The sequence below is a fragment of the Sporosarcina sp. FSL K6-6792 genome, from assembly GCF_038004885.1.
GTDB classification, from domain to species: Bacteria; Bacillota; Bacilli; order Bacillales_A; family Planococcaceae; genus Sporosarcina; species Sporosarcina psychrophila.
The window spans coordinates 1,633,637-1,650,774 of the sequence record NZ_JBBOSA010000001.1 but is presented as its reverse complement, the minus strand read 5'-3'; the positions used below and the strand labels follow the sequence as shown (position 1 = coordinate 1,650,774).

General features: G+C 40.1%; 17 protein-coding genes and 1 riboswitch. Of the genes, 11 read left to right on the top strand and 6 right to left on the bottom strand.

Translation table 11 applies throughout. The features are described from left to right. Positions 1–24: 24 nt before the first annotated feature. Positions 25–480, top strand: coding sequence for an SgcJ/EcaC family oxidoreductase (locus tag MKZ26_RS07865; RefSeq protein WP_340765572.1), 456 nt, complete (start codon positions 25–27; stop codon positions 478–480). A gap of 69 nt (positions 481–549) precedes the next feature. On the opposite strand, the gene MKZ26_RS07860 is transcribed toward MKZ26_RS07865, so the two are convergent. Beyond that, entirely contained in the window at positions 550–729 is a 180-nt protein-coding gene (locus tag MKZ26_RS07860) for a hypothetical protein (protein WP_067207021.1), read from the bottom strand. 183 nt (positions 730–912) lie between these two features. Beyond that, a riboswitch (SAM riboswitch) is annotated at positions 913–1,019 on the top strand. A gap of 102 nt (positions 1,020–1,121) precedes the next feature. Between MKZ26_RS07860 and metA the strand changes: the two genes are divergently transcribed. From metA to MKZ26_RS07845, 3 genes are all read left to right on the top strand, one after another. After that, a complete protein-coding gene (gene metA / locus MKZ26_RS07855; RefSeq protein ID WP_340765570.1) occupies positions 1,122–2,030 on the top strand; it encodes a homoserine O-acetyltransferase MetA in 909 nt (302 codons plus the stop codon). 740 nt (positions 2,031–2,770) lie between these two features. Beyond that, on the top strand, positions 2,771–3,529 hold the full coding sequence (locus MKZ26_RS07850) for a hypothetical protein (protein ID WP_340765568.1): 759 nt from the start codon (positions 2,771–2,773) through the stop codon (positions 3,527–3,529). Between the two features lie 180 nt (positions 3,530–3,709). After that, positions 3,710–3,967, top strand: coding sequence for a PepSY domain-containing protein (locus tag MKZ26_RS07845; RefSeq protein WP_340765566.1), 258 nt, complete (start codon positions 3,710–3,712; stop codon positions 3,965–3,967). A 344-nt stretch (positions 3,968–4,311) separates the two neighbouring features. Here the strand turns inward: MKZ26_RS07845 and MKZ26_RS07840 are convergent, their stop codons facing one another. Next, a complete protein-coding gene (locus tag MKZ26_RS07840) occupies positions 4,312–4,578 on the bottom strand; it encodes a phosphocarrier protein HPr (RefSeq protein ID WP_067207033.1) in 267 nt (88 codons plus the stop codon). A 132-nt stretch (positions 4,579–4,710) separates the two neighbouring features. Between MKZ26_RS07840 and MKZ26_RS07835 the strand changes: the two genes are divergently transcribed. From MKZ26_RS07835 to MKZ26_RS07820, 4 genes are all read left to right on the top strand, one after another. Then, entirely contained in the window at positions 4,711–5,463 is a 753-nt protein-coding gene (locus MKZ26_RS07835; RefSeq protein ID WP_067213873.1) for a DeoR/GlpR family DNA-binding transcription regulator, read from the top strand. Beyond that, positions 5,460–6,389, top strand: a complete 930-nt coding sequence (gene pfkB / locus MKZ26_RS07830; RefSeq protein ID WP_340765563.1) for a 1-phosphofructokinase — start codon at positions 5,460–5,462, stop codon at positions 6,387–6,389. The genes MKZ26_RS07835 and pfkB overlap by 4 nt, the downstream gene beginning before the upstream one ends. Then, positions 6,389–8,302: a PTS fructose transporter subunit IIABC gene (locus tag MKZ26_RS07825; protein WP_340767620.1), complete on the top strand. Its 1,914-nt coding sequence runs from the start codon at positions 6,389–6,391 to the stop codon at positions 8,300–8,302. Before pfkB ends, MKZ26_RS07825 begins: the two co-directional genes overlap by 1 nt. Before the next feature lie 149 nt (positions 8,303–8,451). Next, positions 8,452–9,162 (top strand): DUF421 domain-containing protein, encoded by a 711-nt coding sequence (locus tag MKZ26_RS07820; RefSeq protein ID WP_340765562.1) that lies wholly within the window; start codon positions 8,452–8,454, stop codon positions 9,160–9,162. 369 nt (positions 9,163–9,531) lie between these two features. Here the strand turns inward: MKZ26_RS07820 and MKZ26_RS07815 are convergent, their stop codons facing one another. Beyond that, on the bottom strand, positions 9,532–10,725 hold the full coding sequence (locus MKZ26_RS07815) for an NAD(P)-dependent malic enzyme (protein WP_340765561.1): 1,194 nt from the start codon (positions 10,723–10,725) through the stop codon (positions 9,532–9,534). Between the two features lie 1,246 nt (positions 10,726–11,971). Continuing rightward, on the bottom strand, positions 11,972–12,631 hold the full coding sequence (locus MKZ26_RS07810) for an HAD family hydrolase (RefSeq protein ID WP_340765559.1): 660 nt from the start codon (positions 12,629–12,631) through the stop codon (positions 11,972–11,974). 115 nt (positions 12,632–12,746) lie between these two features. Between MKZ26_RS07810 and MKZ26_RS07805 the strand changes: the two genes are divergently transcribed. Both MKZ26_RS07805 and MKZ26_RS07800 read left to right on the top strand, forming a co-directional pair. After that, a complete protein-coding gene (locus MKZ26_RS07805; protein WP_067207048.1) occupies positions 12,747–13,655 on the top strand; it encodes an RluA family pseudouridine synthase in 909 nt (302 codons plus the stop codon). A 15-nt stretch (positions 13,656–13,670) separates the two neighbouring features. Beyond that, positions 13,671–14,456 carry an MBL fold metallo-hydrolase gene (locus tag MKZ26_RS07800; RefSeq protein ID WP_340765556.1) on the top strand — a complete coding sequence of 262 codons (786 nt, stop codon included), beginning with the start codon at positions 13,671–13,673 and terminating at the stop codon, positions 14,454–14,456. An 81-nt stretch (positions 14,457–14,537) separates the two neighbouring features. Here the strand turns inward: MKZ26_RS07800 and MKZ26_RS07795 are convergent, their stop codons facing one another. Continuing rightward, positions 14,538–15,188, bottom strand: coding sequence for a spore coat protein (locus MKZ26_RS07795; RefSeq protein WP_445683408.1), 651 nt, complete (start codon positions 15,186–15,188; stop codon positions 14,538–14,540). 171 nt (positions 15,189–15,359) lie between these two features. Here MKZ26_RS07795 and MKZ26_RS07790 point away from each other — a divergent pair, with 171 nt between their 5' ends. Further along, entirely contained in the window at positions 15,360–16,646 is a 1,287-nt protein-coding gene (locus MKZ26_RS07790; protein WP_067213876.1) for a LysM peptidoglycan-binding domain-containing protein, read from the top strand. 50 nt (positions 16,647–16,696) lie between these two features. On the opposite strand, the gene MKZ26_RS07785 is transcribed toward MKZ26_RS07790, so the two are convergent. Then, positions 16,697–16,837 (bottom strand): hypothetical protein, encoded by a 141-nt coding sequence (locus tag MKZ26_RS07785; protein ID WP_340765554.1) that lies wholly within the window; start codon positions 16,835–16,837, stop codon positions 16,697–16,699. Positions 16,838–17,138 lie beyond the last annotated feature (301 nt).

Sequence of the window (17,138 nt, the reverse complement as noted above, 5' to 3'; positions counted from 1 at the left end):
GAAAAATGACGGGAGGAATTAGATATGGAAGCATCTGAATTAATTGAAATCAAAACCCTTTATTATAACTTAATTCTTGCATGGAATAATCGCGATGCTAAGAGCATGGCTGATCAATTTACAGAGCAAGGCGAATTGATTGGATTTGACGGAAGTCAAGAAATTGGGCGAAATACTATTTTTGCACATTTAGAACCGATATTTGCAGATCATCCAACACCTCCATTTATCAATGTCGTTAAAGATGTGTACTTTCTGAGTGCTGAGGTTGCGATGTTGCGTGCAATCGTCGGGATGATACCTCCGGGCGGAACAGAACTTGACCCAAATTTGAATGCTCATCAAACACTAATTGCAGTAAAAGAAAAGGATGGATGGAAAATAAAACTTTTCCAAAATACACCGGCCCAATTTCACGGAAGATCTGACTTGGTCGAGCGGATGACCAAAGAATTGAAGCAAGTATCTGATGTAGGCTGAAAAAAGTGCCCCGCACCAAGATAATACCAGTGCGGGGAGTGTTTTAGTTACTGTTCATGACAAAGGTAATCATTTTCTCTTCTTTTCATTTGAGTTCATTCGTTCGCGTTTTGGTTTCAGGGAACGGAGTTCAGCAAACTCGCGGGCTATTTCTTCATTCATGTCGCCCGGTTTTATTTTTTGGTTTTTCGGCGTTTGTGGTAAAGACCGTGCATTATTTCCGCCAGTTTTATTGTCATCTCTTCCCATTGTAACAACTCCTTTCATTTTTTCAGTGCTACGTTAATATGGCTTTCTAAAGAAATATTATTCAGCAATTTTCATGCTGAATTAACGTGAAAATTAAAATAAAAATGTTTGTTTTGATTATTATCGTCAAAAAAGACGGTTTACAATAGTAGTTTTAATAGTATAATAGTAAATAATTGAATATTCTTATCAAGAGAAGCTGAGGGATATGGCCCTGTGAAGCTTCAGCAACCTCTGACTTAGTCAGGAAGGTGCTACCTCCAACAAGATTTTTTCTTGAGAGATAAGAACAGAGTGCCCTAATTAAACCCTCTTTCCTTGTCTTATAGAAAAGAGGGTTTTTTATATTGAATCATTTGATTCAAACTAAAGTGAAAAGGGAGAGACGACACATGCCGATCAATGTACCGAAACAATTACCAGCAGGAGAACTATTGAAGAAGGAAAAAATATTTGTAATGGATGAAGAACGCGCAACGTCCCAAGATATACGGCCTATGAACATCGCCATTTTAAACTTAATGCCTGAAAAAGAAAGAACAGAGTTGCAGCTGCTACGTCTATTAGGGAATACACCGCTACAAGTAAATGTTACATTTTTGAACACAGCAACTCATGATTCTAAAAACGTTAGTAAAACGCATTTAAACGCATTTTATACAACATTTGAACATGTGAAACATCGTCGTTTCGATGGACTGATTATTACGGGTGCCCCGATTGAGCATTTAGAATTTGAAGACGTTAATTACTGGAAAGAAATAACGGAGATTATGGAATGGTCAAAAGAAAATGTAACCTCTGTTTTACATATTTGTTGGGGTGCCCAAGCAGCACTCTATCACCATTATGGAATCGGGAAATTTGAATTGCCGAAAAAATGCTCAGGCGTTTTTACGCATCGACTATCCGACCCAACGATTAATCTTGCACGTGGCTTTAATGATGAATTTAAAGCACCACATTCACGTTATACATCCGTTTCAACAGAGGAAATAAAAAATGATCCCCGTCTACACTTGCTTGCCAAATCAGAGGAAGCAGGGGCATTCATCGTCATTTCTAAAGATAATAAACATATTATGATCACAGGTCATTTGGAATACGATGCGGATACGTTGGCGGAGGAATATGCACGTGATTTGCAAAAAGGAGTCGGTATTGATATCCCGGAAAATTATTTTCCGAATGATGATCCAAGCAAAGAGCCGTTGAATACATGGCGTTCCCATACGCATCTACTCTTCTCCAACTGGCTAAATTATTATGTGTATCAAGAAACACCTTATGAATGGGAATAACTAGTTAATGACAAATGTATCAATTAAACCACGTCTGTAGATTAACCATCTATTTGCATAAAATACTGGTGAGTAGGGCTTGATGACCTTCATTTTCACTGCATTATTTTCGGCCCGCTTTCGACTAACTATTCATGACAGACTTACTGAGGGGTCCGAGTGTGGCTAGAAGTGACTCCGACACTTCTAGCCACACTCTTTTTAGTAATACTATTGCGAATAGTTGCCTGTCGCGTTCCTACACTATTCAAGTGGAAAATGCAGTTGTTTTGGAAGAATAGAATAGATGACATTCTATGAAGGATGTAAGTGCCCGAAGATGCAATTTCGGGCACTCTTGGACGATGTACAATGCGTTCCTTTCTTACTTTTAGCAAAGATTATACATCTAATCATGTGATACCTTATAGCAAGTGCCACTTCTTTACTAGAGAAAAGAAAAAACCATATAGAAAGCTTCAGCCGCCAAAATTGCATCTTTGGCGGCTTTTCTCCGACTTGGATGTCAGCTATTCTTTCATCAAAAAAAGCATAAGCACTACAAGTACTTTTGCATCCAGACATCCCGCTAATTGAATAGAAGTCATCCAATCCGAAGCAATCCAAAAATGCAACTATACAAGTAGCGCCCGGAAGGTAATTATGTTATTCACTGGTTAGTTTTGGTTAATCATCAGACGTGACTCAATGACCCTTTTGTCGTGAATTGCATAAGCTAATACGACGAGGGGGTAAGTGAGATGGGGTTGTTTATTAACAAAAATGGGCACCCGGATGTTTTTAAAAATAATGCAGACATTTTAGGGAGGAACCAAGAACACTATAAAATAGATCCGATAGCGGAATGGATGAAGGAACATAGGGAAGCGTCTCATTCGGTTGGTGAACAGTTCAATATCATGGAAACCTTACTAAAGCAACAGAAAAACACACAATCCAATCAATTGAAATCAATCAATAATCGTTTGAATGAAATCAAGGAAAGTGATTTCCGACATGAAAAGTTTGGAAAAGATGTTATGAAGTCGTTAAAAAAAGTAGAAACTAAAAACGAAATGTTACAACGTACGTTGATACATGAGCGAATAATGAATCGAGAATTCATCGGGAAAGTGAATGAGGTCAGCCAGTCAAATGAAGAAATTGTCAATAGTATAGAAATACTGACTTCTGCAAATGAGGAAATCGTAGTCAAAATGAATGAACAATTAGATTATCAAAAGCTGTTGTCAGAGCAATTATTGAAACAAGAAGATATACAAAAAGACGTGATCAGCAGGCTGGACAACCAAGAAGGATTGCTAGGGAAAGTGATAAGGCAACTGGATTATCTACGCTCAGTCCTATACGAGCGAACCAACTTTTTATCAGAGAAAATAGAAGGTAGCTACAGCATGACGTCTTCGTATCTATCCAAATTATTGACCAGATCGGATCCAGTTTCGGCACGTTTTATGTTGAGCCAAAAGCAGGAAGAAAAAGAGGAGAACGTTGATTGAAAGGTATAGCTATTTAATGATGGAAAACATCATTACAATTAAGCAACCCTCAAGTGCAAATCATATACCTAGGAACTGCTTAATTGTCTTTTCAGTTATGGGCTTAGGGATTCAGCACATATTAGCCATCCTTGAATAGAATGTTAAGGACAACGGGATAATCGAATTGGAGGAGATTGGGTGACGAATCAGAATCGACAAAATCAAAACCAACATTGGCATGAACATTATCAGAACCCACAATACCGGAGGATTACAATAAATCAGGCGATGGCCATTGCATTAGAACGGGTTCCAGGCCAGGTCGTAAAAGCGGAATTAGATTACGACGACGGAATGTTAGTATATGAAATTGACATAAGAACGGCAGAAGGTCATAAGTATGAAGTTAAAATTGATGCGAATACAGGTGCAATCCTCAGGGTGAAACTAGATTAATGAAACAATATGTGAAAAGCCACGAATGGTAACCGATACCATTCGTGGCTTTTCATTTTTTTGATGTTTAGGAAATTATGAAATCTCGTACTGTGGATAAGTTGTAACTTAGTGATTTTACGTCTAGACTCCAACGCCTAGCCCCTGGAGACGTGGGTCATGCAGCTATTGAAAAGGATATCGCGATCCTAAGGTTGCCTTCCTCTGTCGCTTCTATCCTATAAGTCCTCCGGGAGGGATTGAACTACATCCCTCTTACTTGTCGGGGCTGGGTATGTGTTTACGATTTAGTCCATGAAACAGATTAGAAACCCTTTTGCTATTATCACAACTCGAGATTGTTATTACTTTCCAAGGCCTTCGGATTCCATAATTGCATCGACTTTTGCAATTGCATCCGCTTCATCTTCACCATCCGCCGCAATTGTAATGGTAGTGCCTGAAGCTACTCCAAGTGACATAACACCTAAAATGGATTTCAGATTTACTTTTTTACCGACGTATTCCAGTGTAATATCCGATTTGAAAGAACTAACCGCACTAACGAGAGCGGATGTTGGACGGGCGTGTAAACCAGCAGTACCTAAAATGGTGTATTGTTTTTCTATCAATGTGTATTCCTCCTAATTGTTAGTATCAATTACTGTATTATAAAGTTGGTGACTGACTATGGAAGATTATGATTGATTATGAAAGGGATTTCAAGTAATATGAGTTTACAGCTAATTAGAGGTGGTGTTCATATGTTGACAAATGAACGATATGAATTGATTTTGAATTTATTGACTGAGAAAAAGACAGTTAAAATTCAAGAGTTAGTCGATGCGACATCCGCGTCAGAGTCAACAATTCGCAGGGATTTGAACGATCTCGAAGACTTAAATAAATTGGATCGTATCCATGGAGGCGCTACAATAAGCGAGCGAATCACAAAAGAACTTAGTATTTCGGATAAAGCATCCAAAAACCTTCAAGAGAAGATTCAGCTTGCTACTTATGCCGCTTCTTTTGTCCAAGATGGGGATTGTATTTTTCTTGATGCAGGGACTACCACTTTGCAGATGATTCCTTATTTAAAGAATAAAAAAGTGACCGTTGTGACGAATGGATTGACACATGTTGATTCATTGATGGAATACGAAATAACGACTTATTTGACGGGTGGCTATATAAAATCCCGCACTCGTGCCCTTGTGGGACCTCAAACAATCCAGACGCTTGGCGACTATCAGTTTGACAAATGCTTTCTTGGCGTCAACGGATTCCATTTGGAAATCGGCTATACAACGCCAGATCCAGAAGAAGCCGCTGTTAAAAGGCTTGCTTCTACACTCTCGAGAAAAACATATGTCGTGACGGATCATTCAAAATATAACAAAGTAAGTTTTGCTACTATTATGCCACTCGATAAAGCCGTATTGATAGTAAGTGATTTCGAAAAACAAGCTATCAACTTATTGGAGCAAAAAACAACAGTAAAGGTGGGGAAATCATGATTTATACGTGCACAATCACACCCTCGCTTGATTATACTACCTATTTACCCGAATTCAGGAGCGGTAAACTGAACCGTTCTAAAGATGTATATTACTATCCCGGGGGAAAGGGAATAAACGTGTCACGTGTGTTAAGCCGATTAGAAGTTAGCAACATTGCTTTAGGTTTTGTAGGTGGGTTCACAGGTGACTATATTCAACAATCTCTACAGTCAGAAGGGGTTCATACGGACTTTATCCAAACTGAAGAAATTACGCGCATCAATGTGAAAATCAAAGCCGATAAAGAAACAGAGTTGAATGGTCCTGGTCCTGATATAACACTAGAACAGCAACAGCAATTGATGGCGAAAGTGCAGAACATGAAAAAAGGTGATTGGTTCGTTCTTGCAGGCCGTCTTCCTGAATCAATAGCGAAAACTTTTTTCGAGGATATCGCAACTATCTGCAATGACAATGGCGTACATTTCGTTCTTGATACATCGGGTCCTGCATTAAAAGGATTGATTGACATGAAGCCATTTCTTATTAAACCAAACGAACAGGAGCTTGGTGAATTGTTCGATACGGTAATAGAAAACAAACAGCAAGCACACCATTACGCTAAGAAACTTATTGAAAAAGGCGTCGAACATGTCATCGTTTCCATGGGTGGGGAAGGGGCACTGCTCGTTACGAAAGAGGTTGCTGTTTTTGCGGAAGCGCCAAAAGGGAAGGTTGTGAATACGGTGGGGGCTGGTGATTCACTTGTATCCGGGTTTCTTGCATCCTTCACGAAAGAGGGGGATCCAGTTAAGGCATTCCGATCGGGTGTTGCAAGCGGAAGTGCAACAGCTTTTAGAGTGGATCTTTGTGAGAAAAAAGATGTACTAGCATTGCTGGACCAAGTATTGATTAGTTCATTAGATAAGGGGGATGTGAAATGATGAAAATCACACAATTATTAACTGAAGCTACAATTATTTTGGATGTGAAAGCTACATCTAAACAGGATGTATTGACAGAACTGATAAATCAGTTCGATCGTGCAGGAAATTTGAATGATACAGGGGTATTTACACAAGATATTTTGGCCCGAGAAGAGCAAGGGACGACGGGAATCGGCGATGGAATTGCGATTCCACATGCGAAATCAGCAGCTGTTAAGGTGCCGGGAATCGCATTTGGCCGTTCTTTACCAGGTATCGACTACGCATCGCTGGACGGCCAGCCGGCTCATCTGTTTTTCATGATTGCTGCGAGCGAAGGAGCAAATAACGACCATTTGGAAGCGCTATCAAGACTAGCTACATTTTTGATGGATTCAAATTTTAGAGAAAAAATTCTAAGTGCTTCGTCAAAAAATGAAATACTACAAGCGGTCAATGACAAGGAAATCGAGTTGGAAGGACCTGAAGAGATAGTTGAATCAAAACCATCACTTTCATCTACATCGAAAATACTTGCCGTTACTGCGTGTCCAACGGGGATAGCGCATACCTACATGGCGGCACAAAAACTAACTGACAAAGCGAAAGAAATGGGCATTTCATTGAAAGTGGAAACGAACGGTTCGTCTGGCGTGAAAAACCGTTTGACAGACGCGGATATTGCGGAAGCGGATGCTATTATTGTTGCCGCAGATACCAAAGTTGAAATGGCTCGTTTTAACGGTAAGCCGGTCATACAGACGAAGGTCGGCAAGGCAATCTATGAAACGGAAGAATTGTTGAATCGAGCAATCATTAAAGACGCACCAATCTACAAACATGATAAGTCTAAAGAGGATAGTGACACTTCCGAAACCAAAAGCGGTTTTTATAAACATTTAATGAATGGTGTGTCCAATATGCTACCGTTTGTTGTTGGTGGCGGAATTTTAATTGCGTTATCGTTCTTCTGGGGTATAAATTCAAGTGATCCGAATAGTGCAGATTACAATGCATTCGCAGCAATGCTAAATACAATAGGCGGTGGAAATGCATTCTTCTTGATGGTTCCTGTATTAGCAGGATTCATCGCGTCGAGTATCGCGGACCGCCCCGGATTTGCTCCAGGTATGGTCGGTGGGTTAATCGCGATTACGGTTACAGGTGTTGACGGTGTCAGCGGGGGCTCTGGATTTCTAGGCGGAATCATTGCCGGTTTCCTAGCAGGGTATGTAACAGTTCTTGTTAAGAAAGCATTTGCGGCATTACCCGATGCACTTGAAGGATTAAAACCGGTGTTGTTCTATCCAGTGTTCGGTATTGCGATTACTGGACTCATTATGATGATGATCAATCCTCCTTTGACTAAATTATATACGGGTATGTCAGTATTTTTGGAAGGGCTTGGTGGAACAAACCAGGTGCTAGTCGGTATATTATTAGGTGCGATGATGGCAATTGACATGGGTGGACCGATTAATAAAGCCGCGTACACATTCGGAATTGCGATGCTCGATGCACAAAACTTTGGGTTCATTGCAACGGTTATGGCAGCAGGGATGGTGCCGCCGCTAGGCATGGCAATTGCAACGACATTGTTCAAAAAACGATTTACAAAACAAGAGCGTGAAGCGGGAAAAACAGCTTACGTCCTTGGAGCTTGTTTTATAACGGAGGGTGTCATTCCGTTTGCAGCGGCAGACCCGGCACGTGTTATTCCAGCATCGGTGGCTGGAGCTGCATTAACTGGTGGGCTTACAATGCTATTTGATATTGGGTTACGTGCACCGCATGGTGGCGTATTCGTTATGGGGCTTGTCGATGGTGGTATTGGAAAAGTATTGCTGTATGCATTAGCGATAGTCGCTGGGGCCATGGTTACAGGTTTACTTGCGGGAATATTGAAGAAGAACAAAATGCAGTCGATATAAAAATAGAGAGAGCTGTCCAAAAAAAAGTCATTCGCAGATGGCTGTTGGCGGAGCTCTCTTTTTTTTTTTTTCATGTAAACGCCTAGTCATTTACATGTATAGGCAATGGGCAATAGTGGAACACTCTCTGTAAAGCGGAGGTGTGAACTTTGGATGACTTTTTTGAAGTGGACTTTTGGGAAATGATTATGAGGGTGACAGTTACATTTTTTGTCCTGCTAATACTTGCACGATTTATGGGGAAAAAACAAATTTCTCAACTGACGTTTTTCCATTACGTAACCGGTATTACGATAGGTTCCATCGCGGGAGAAATCGCGGGAGTATCCAAAACCCCACTATTGGATGGACTCATAGCGATGGTTTGGTGGGCATTCCTGACGATACTAATGAGCTACATTGCATTTAAATCTAAAAAGGCGCGGATTCTACTTGATGATCAGCCTACTATCGTTGTATATGAAGGGAAAATAGTTGAAGCTTCCTTGAAGAAGCTACGTCTCCACCTTAATGATTTGGGTATGATGCTACGTGAACAATCTATTTTTTCGGTTAAAGATGTCCATTATGCAATACTTGAAACAAACGGTAAGTTAAGTGTTTTAAAAAAAGCTGGACTAGAAGCCGCCACGAAAAAAGATGTAAATGCTACTGTACAGGTTCCTAAATATATACCAACCGAAGTAATAGCAGAAGGGAAAATTTCGAAAGGGAATTTAGCGGAACTAAATTTGACGGAAGAGTGGTTGTATGAACAGTTGAAAAAGCAGGGTATTGGCAATGTGAAAACTGTGTTTTTTGCTGAAGTTCAAACAGATGGAAGTCTTCACGTAGATATGAAAGCTGAAGGTGAAAAATAAGGAAAAACGCCGCGGAAAACATAGAACTTTTCGCGACGTTTTTTTATTGAGTCTTCTCACGTCTGTTGATTAACCATTTTCTTGCATAAAGAGCAGATATGAAAGGCTTGCCTCCCATTTTCAATGGATCATTTCCAGTCCGCTTTTGGCAAACTAGTCATGACGGCTTTTGGGGAGGAATTGCAGTTCATTCCTCCTAAGTAATCCTGTTACGAATAGTTTCCTGTCTCGTTCCTACTTATCAAGACATCTCGGTAATCGTATAGAGGTCGTGCAATCTAGAAGTAACTGTACACGAAGCGCCTAGTGTTTGATTCAGTTAGTTACTGGTTGTTTTTAATTAATCAACACATATGGAGTCTTCTATAATTAGTGGACAGCACACATAAGAGCAGATACTCCCGACTCAATTGCTGCTTTACTTACCGCCTGTGTAACGGCTTTTACAACTCTTTCATCAAAAGGATCAGGAACAATATAATCATCGCGTAACTCCGATTCATTGATCAATGATGCTATAGCGTAAGTCGCAGCCAGCTTCATGCTTTCATTTATTTCTGTAGCCCTTACATCCAGTGCCCCTCGGAAAATACCAGGAAACGCGAGGACATTGTTCACTTGATTTGGATAATCGGATCTGCCGGTCGCAATGATACGAACTCCATATGCTTTCGCCAAAGCAGGCGCGATTTCGGGGTCTGGATTGGCCAAAGCAAAGACGATTGGGTCGATGTTCATGCAGTCGATAAGTTCCTTCGTCAATAAATTAGCAGCAGAAACACCTATGAATATGTCAGCATCCGTCATAGCAATTTGTAACGAGCCCGTTAAGTCGTTAGGATTTGTAATCTCGGCAATTTCATCTTTAGTGGCATTCATGCCATTAGGGCGACCTTTGTAAATAATGCCTTTTGAATCACAGATGACAATCTGCTCAAATCCAATATTCTTGAGATGTTTCACTATTGCAATACCTGCAGCACCGGCACCATTGATCACTATTTTAACTGTCTCCATACTTTTATTAACTACCTTTAGAGCATTTAATAAACCCGCACCAACAACGATTGCAGTACCATGCTGATCATCATGGAACACAGGGATATCGCACTCTTCACGTAATCTTTTTTCAATTTCAAAGCAGCGCGGAGCGGATATATCTTCCAAATTGATCCCGCCAAATGTCGGGCTGATAGCTTTAATTGTTTGAACGATGATATCAACATCTTTAGTACCTAGACAGATTGGAAACGAGTCAATGTTAGCATATCTCTTTAACAGCATCGCTTTCCCTTCCATTACCGGAAGTGCTGCTTCGGGTCCTATATCACCTAAGCCTAACACGGCAGTTCCATCTGTAATCACTGCCACTAGATTCCCTTTGATTGTATAGTCGTATACCGCATAGGGGTTTTTTGCGATTTCTAAACACGGATCTGCTACTCCTGGAGAATAAGCTAGGCTGAGATCTACACTGTTTTCAAGCGGGACCTTCGATACAGTTTCCATTTTTCCTGTATGAATACGATGCATCTCTAAAGAAGATTGATAACGACTCGTCATTAAATATACCCCATTCCACTTCGTATTTTTTTAACTGTTGTTATAAATTTTTACCATGAACTCGAAAAAAACACAAGTCAGAAAATTCAACACAGTTAGATAATTGTGGAAATGTAGCGCTTACATTAGCTTTGTTGCAACGTTTAAGATTAATATATTTTATTTTGATGAAAATCAGTAATACGCTCAAAATAACAAATTCACTATATATATTGAATTAAAGATTCCCATTGAATCTACTGTGGTGCTCAATAATGAGAGAGTTGTAATTCGGGGTGTGGATTGTAGAACGCTTGGTGCTTTGGGGATGCCTTCCGCCGTAAGCCGGGATTAGCGCTTCGCATCCACTCTTACGGCTTCGGCTACCCCTTTGCCGCGCCTGCCCTAGGTTGTTCATTATCGAGAGAAATGTGATTTTGAGATGTATATGCTGAGATTATAATGTGATTACTAGTTGATACTACTTATAGTCAAGAAAGATGCACTCCAGGTTTCAGATTTCATCCCTGAAAATGAAATGCGCTTTCTTACATAGACCATCTAGCGAAGGCGCGTCTTCGTGGTAGCCGGAGCGATAAGACTGAAAGCGGTCTTCTTTCTGGCTTATCGCGGGAGGCATCCACAAAGCGTCGAAGCGGTATTAGTGGGAATCCTAATTCATTCCAAATACAATGGCTTTTTCAGTGGCCTCCTAAAAACCTTTGTAAAGCGCATACGCCATATTCATTTGTTCAACATATATAGACTTCAATCAAGTGAGAAATGGAGCGAAGAGGGAGGAAAAGTATACAGATTATCACGTCTGTCGATTAACGAAAAAGCTGCGTAGGACGCGACAAAGTCGCATTCTACGCAGCAAGAAAATCTGATGATTGTATAGTAGTCGTTCAGTTCAATGCAATCCGAAGCACCTGTACATAGAGTAAGAGTACCTAGTGTTTTATCAAAAAAGTAAGCAGTCATCTGTTTGACCTATTTAGAAAACAGGCGTTTCGCGCTTATGATATAAGGTAAGAAAGTATAAGTTTATCTACATGGATTGGTGTCTAGACTGCAGACGCCAGCTCCTCGAGTCGTTTCAGAATTGTCGGGGCTAAAACGGCGTCTTGCGCTTTTCCTTACGTCTAGACTCCAGCGCCTAGCTCCTCGGGTCACTTCAGTCTTGCTGATAAAGGCAAAGAACGCCTTTATCTTCAAGCCTTTCAGTGCCTGTCGGAGCTGAACAGGCACTTGCGCTTTTTCATACTCAAATTATTTCCCATTCACGTTCTTCAGCTATAGCTTTTAACCGTGGTTCAGGTCGAACGGCGACTGGGTTCCCGACAAGTTCTAGAACAGACAAATCGGAAAAACTATCTCCGTAGGCGAAACTATTTTGCCAGTCGATTTCTTTTCCTTGTAGTACTTCTTGAATCTTCTCGTTTTTTCGAGGACCTTGTATATGATAGATTGGCGTCCGCTTATCGGTTTTGCCCTCCTTCATAGGAATTTCGGTACCGATGATGGTGTCGAACTGCAACTCCTTTGTGACGGATTGCAAAAGGGACGTGTAGGCACCAGAAACAAGCATTATATGTATGTTTTCAGCAGCATGCTCTTTTAAACGTGTGATGACTTCAGGATTAAAACCTTCTCGTACCCGATCGGTTAATTCCCCGAAATAGGCATCTAATTCTGTAATGGACATTTGCCCAAGCGCATTCAAGTAGATTTGCATAGAACGTTCTTTCATCTTGGCTTCTGGAACGAGTTTTAACTTGTGTCCGATATAAGGTGGAAGGATGGCCCGATAAAATCGTTTGTAGTTTGGATGATGGACGGGGTGGTATCTTAAATGGTTCATTAGTAGTTGAAAAGTTTCATCTGAATACAGTGTTCCATCAAAATCGAATATCGCAACTCGCATAAAAATCCCCTTTTTCCTGCTATTTGTAATTAATTCCTTGATTTTATCATACAGCGTTTGTAATGTAGAGGCAATTTGAGGATAATAAGAAGTGAGAGCGAGGAGTTTGTTAATTATGAAAAAAAATCATAAGAATTCAGCAAGCAGAAAAGAAGATACATCCGTTTATACAGTGAAAGAACCAATGGAATTATTACCTTTTCTATTGGAAATGATGTCTAAAAGTAGCCGTAACTCGGTGAAATCTATACTGACACGTGGACAGGTCACGGTGAATGGCAAGATGGTAACGCAACATAATCATCCACTTCAGGCTGGACAACATGTTGAAATCCTTAAAAATCGAGCGGCGATGAAAGAAGAGACGTTGGTCGGTGTCACTATCTTGCATGAAGATGACGATATCATTGTTATTAATAAAGAAGCAGGTCTGTTATCAGTCGCTTCAAAAAATCCGGAAGACATGACCGCTTACAGACAGCTAATGGACTATGTAAAAGAAACCAATCCAAGAAACCGAGTTTATGTCGTTCACCGCCTTGATAGAGATACATCGGGTGTGATGTTGTTCGCGAAAAATGAAGAAGTGAAAAATGGATTGCAAGCTGCGTGGAATGAAGTCGTGAAAGAACGTACGTATACGGCACTTGTTGAGGGTGCTGTTAGAAAAAAAGAAGGTACGATTTCATCATGGCTTAAGGAAAGTAAAACATTCAAAGTATACTCAAATCCAACTGATAATGGTGGGCAACATGCTGTAACACATTACAAAAAGCTCCAGTCGAATAGTAACTACTCGTTACTTGAAGTTCAACTGGAAACAGGTCGTAAAAATCAGATTCGCGTTCATATGGAAGACATTGGTCACCCAATTGTTGGCGATAAAAAGTACGGATCTAGCGTTAACCCGATTAAACGGATTGGCCTTCATGCTACGGCATTGGCACTTTTACATCCGCGTACTGGAGAACTCGTCCGTTTCAAAGCGGATGTGCCATCTTCACTAATTTCGAAGTCAAAATGATCGGTTGGTGTGTTCATGAAAATTATATCTTATGATGATTTACAACAAGCTGAGATGGTTCTTTCATTTGGTAAGCAAAAATTGACTGTTTCCGTCTTTATGATAGACGGGTTATTAATTGATACTGGACCAGCTAAAATGAAAGCAAAACTCATACCTTTGTTTGAACAGTGGGATATAACGAAAGTGATCTTAACGCACCACCACGAAGATCATACGGGATTGGCATATTGGCTTCAAGAAAATAAGGAATTCCCGATTTACATTCATGAATCGGGAATTAAAGACTGTGAAAATCGTATAAAGTTGCCTTTTTATCGTAAAGTTTTTTGGGGAGATAGAGAACCGTTCCAACCGATTGAATTGAATGACACGATTACAACAGATAACTACAATTGGGATGTCATTCATACACCTGGTCACGCACATGATCATGTTGCGTTGTTTAATCAGGAAAAAGGTTGGATGTTTGGCGGTGATCTGTATATACAACCGACTCCGAAAAGTTTGTTTGCCTTTGAATCTGTTCCGGAAATTATTACATCATTAAAGAAAATATTGACGTATGATTTTGAAACGTATATTTGCTCCCATGCAGGGGTAAAAGTTAGAGGTAGACAGGCGATTGAGAAAAAGTTGGATTATTTGGAGGGCATACAACAAGAAGTTCAATCGCTCAACAATCAAGGAATGACTTCGCATGCAATAAGAAAAAAACTATTTCCCAAAAGTCATCCGATGCATTACTTATCCTTCTTTGAAAATTCACCAAAACATATCGTCAACTCGATTTTAAAATGAGTTGCAGGCATTGCAATTATTGGGTGTTAATAAAAAAATCAGGTGCATACTAGAATTCTAGTGTGCACCTGATTTTTTTGATTATTGAAGCGTGTTATTTGGCATTCCGGGTTGACCTTGTGAAGAGGCGAACGAATTCAATAATTGTTGCATATCTTGTGCGGCAAGCTGTGGCACTTGGTAATAATGATGTTTGTTTTGATAAATCGCCAGTTCATAAGCCATTTCTATACAGTTAGGTACAGAGTCAGCAAGTACGCGACGAACAACGGGGTTACATGTTTCGGTTGCAGCCATCGTTTTCATCGATGCTCCAGCCTTTGCGGAGCCTAGTAAAAAGCCTGAAATGATTTCATCCGATATGTCTGCCACGGACTGCATCGGTTTTTTCGGTTGAGATGGTTTCATACCATATACGAAGTCATTACCTTGTTTCATCTCATACCTACCTGTAGGATGCGATGGATTTTGTCCAGTTTTGAAACATTCAACTGTAATGTTATATTCGTCTAAAGCAAAGCGGTATTGGCGATCCAAAATATCAAGTAACTCGGGATCTTTCACATGTGTTCGTAATAGCATTGCTTGGTTCAGACATGCGACAGTCCCAGATAATGCCTCGTGGACGTCAAATAATTCATGACCACCATGATTCAACTGTGGCGGAACGCTTCCCGTATGCATGTTTTCGTGAGTTTGATCGTTCGATTGACCGAATGGATTTTGCGTCACTGTATAAATTCCTCCTTTATGGTTGTTGATTTTCATCAACCATAGTATGGATGATCGTGTGAAAACTATGCGTGGAAATTGTGAAATGAAAACAATATAAGCATAATCTCCTTCTAACTAAAATAGTCTAGAGTAGAGGACATTTTTATTTATGAAAGGCAGATGATAGGTATGCAGATTCATGTGGTTCAAAATGGTCAAAGTTTATATGGAATTGCCCAAGCTTATGGCATCAATTATCAAGAAATTGCACAAGCAAATGAACTACCAGATCCATCACGTATCGTTGTAGGCCAAGCGTTAGTCATACCAATTACAGGCAGCTATCACTGGGTCCAGCCAGGTCAGTCGCTTTATGTCATCGCACAAATGTACGGTTTGACAGTCAATGAGCTCGCAACAATTAATCGACTATCGCCATCCCAGAACTTACGTGTGGGACAACGTCTTTACATTCCAGCGCGACCGAAAAAAACGGCTGAGTCATTACTCTATGTTGAGCCAAGGACTCCAGTAACCGAAGTAATGATTGATGAAGTTAGACAAAGAGTCGATGCACTAACGTACTTAGCCATGTTCAGTTACGAAGCGCAACGGGATGGGTCATTGAAAGCACCTTCGATTGATGATATACCGAATATAGCGAGTGCTGCAGGGGCGGCGAATGCACTTGTAGTAAGTAATTTGGAGAACTTTGCATTTAATGCAGATCTTGCTCATGTATTATTTACGGATCAGGCGGCACAAAATCGGTTGTTCGGCAATCTCATTCAAGTGGCTAATGAAATTGGTTATAAGGACATACATTTTGATTTTGAGTTATTACATCCAGAAGATCGTGAACTTTATAATAGTTTTCTGCGAAATGCAAGAGATCGATTCCATCAAGCCGGTTTCACAATTTCGACCGCACTTGCACCCATGACAAGTGATGTTAGAACTGGGATTTACGGGGCACATGACTATCGTGCGCATGGAGAGATTGTGGATTTTGTTTCTCTTATGACGTATGAGTGGGGCTACACATACAGCGACCCGCAAGCTGTCAGTCCAATAGGTCCTGTTCGGAATGTAGTCGAGTATGCTGTTAGTCAAATTCCGAGCGAGAAAATATTCTTGGGCCAAAATCTATACGGTTATGATTGGTCTACACCATATCCGAGTCAAGGTGGATCTGCTGCCAGAGCGATAAGCCCTCAACAGGCAATTTTGATTGCGACAGATCGAGAAGTTGATATCGAATACGACTATGTAGCGCAGGCACCCAATTTCGAGTACACGGATGATACAGGAGTACGTCATGTAGTTTGGTTTGAAGATGCACGTAGTATCCAAGCTAAATTTGACTTGATCAAACAGTTCAACTTACGCGGGATTATGTATTGGAAACTTGGTTTAGCTTTTCCACAAAACTGGTTGCTGTTGGAAGACAATTTCGCCATACGAAAAATTACTTAAAAAAAAGAACCGCTGTGCTTAAGCACTCGCGGTTCATTTTTTAAGATTAATTACTCTTTATTGATATAATTGATGAAACTCGTCAGAAACTCTACATCCGGATTGAAAAGTAAAACAGGTAGGAAAACGAAAGTCATTAATATCATTACGTTCGCACCGATAAATGTACGGAGAATCTTTTTAAATTTCATTGTCCTAACCTTCTTTCTCCTAGTTGTAATTTTCTAATAGCTATTGACAGCTACACTGATAAGTATATGCTTCATCAATCGTTATTTGAATAACTAAATAATACTCTCTCTTCGGAAAAAAGTAAATAATTTTATTTTCCATACATAAATAGGACATAATGTTGTATAATTACTTATTCGACACTAGAAAAAAGTTGTATATATTCATTTTTTCAGCGATAATACTAAAAATGGTAACATGAGTTTGAACTATCATTTAGTAGTGGAAGTAGGGATTTAATAGCTTCCACCTTTAACTTAA

Bases quoted from the DNA above. Each gene is read 5' to 3' on its own strand.
- MKZ26_RS07865 (WP_340765572.1), top strand. From the start codon at position 25: ATGGAAGCATCTGAATTAATTGAAATCAAAACCCTTTATTATAACTTA.
- MKZ26_RS07860 (WP_067207021.1), bottom strand. From the start codon at position 729: ATGGGAAGAGATGACAATAAAACTGGCGGAAATAATGCACGGTCTTTA.
- metA (WP_340765570.1), top strand. From the start codon at position 1,122: ATGCCGATCAATGTACCGAAACAATTACCAGCAGGAGAACTATTGAAG.
- MKZ26_RS07850 (WP_340765568.1), top strand. From the start codon at position 2,771: ATGGGGTTGTTTATTAACAAAAATGGGCACCCGGATGTTTTTAAAAAT.
- MKZ26_RS07835 (WP_067213873.1), top strand. From the start codon at position 4,711: ATGTTGACAAATGAACGATATGAATTGATTTTGAATTTATTGACTGAG.
- pfkB (WP_340765563.1), top strand. From the start codon at position 5,460: ATGATTTATACGTGCACAATCACACCCTCGCTTGATTATACTACCTAT.
- MKZ26_RS07825 (WP_340767620.1), top strand. From the start codon at position 6,389: ATGAAAATCACACAATTATTAACTGAAGCTACAATTATTTTGGATGTG.
- MKZ26_RS07815 (WP_340765561.1), bottom strand. From the start codon at position 10,725: ATGACGAGTCGTTATCAATCTTCTTTAGAGATGCATCGTATTCATACA.
- MKZ26_RS07810 (WP_340765559.1), bottom strand. From the start codon at position 12,631: ATGCGAGTTGCGATATTCGATTTTGATGGAACACTGTATTCAGATGAA.
- MKZ26_RS07805 (WP_067207048.1), top strand. From the start codon at position 12,747: ATGAAAAAAAATCATAAGAATTCAGCAAGCAGAAAAGAAGATACATCC.
- MKZ26_RS07800 (WP_340765556.1), top strand. From the start codon at position 13,671: ATGAAAATTATATCTTATGATGATTTACAACAAGCTGAGATGGTTCTT.
- MKZ26_RS07790 (WP_067213876.1), top strand. From the start codon at position 15,360: ATGCAGATTCATGTGGTTCAAAATGGTCAAAGTTTATATGGAATTGCC.
- MKZ26_RS07785 (WP_340765554.1), bottom strand. From the start codon at position 16,837: ATGAAATTTAAAAAGATTCTCCGTACATTTATCGGTGCGAACGTAATG.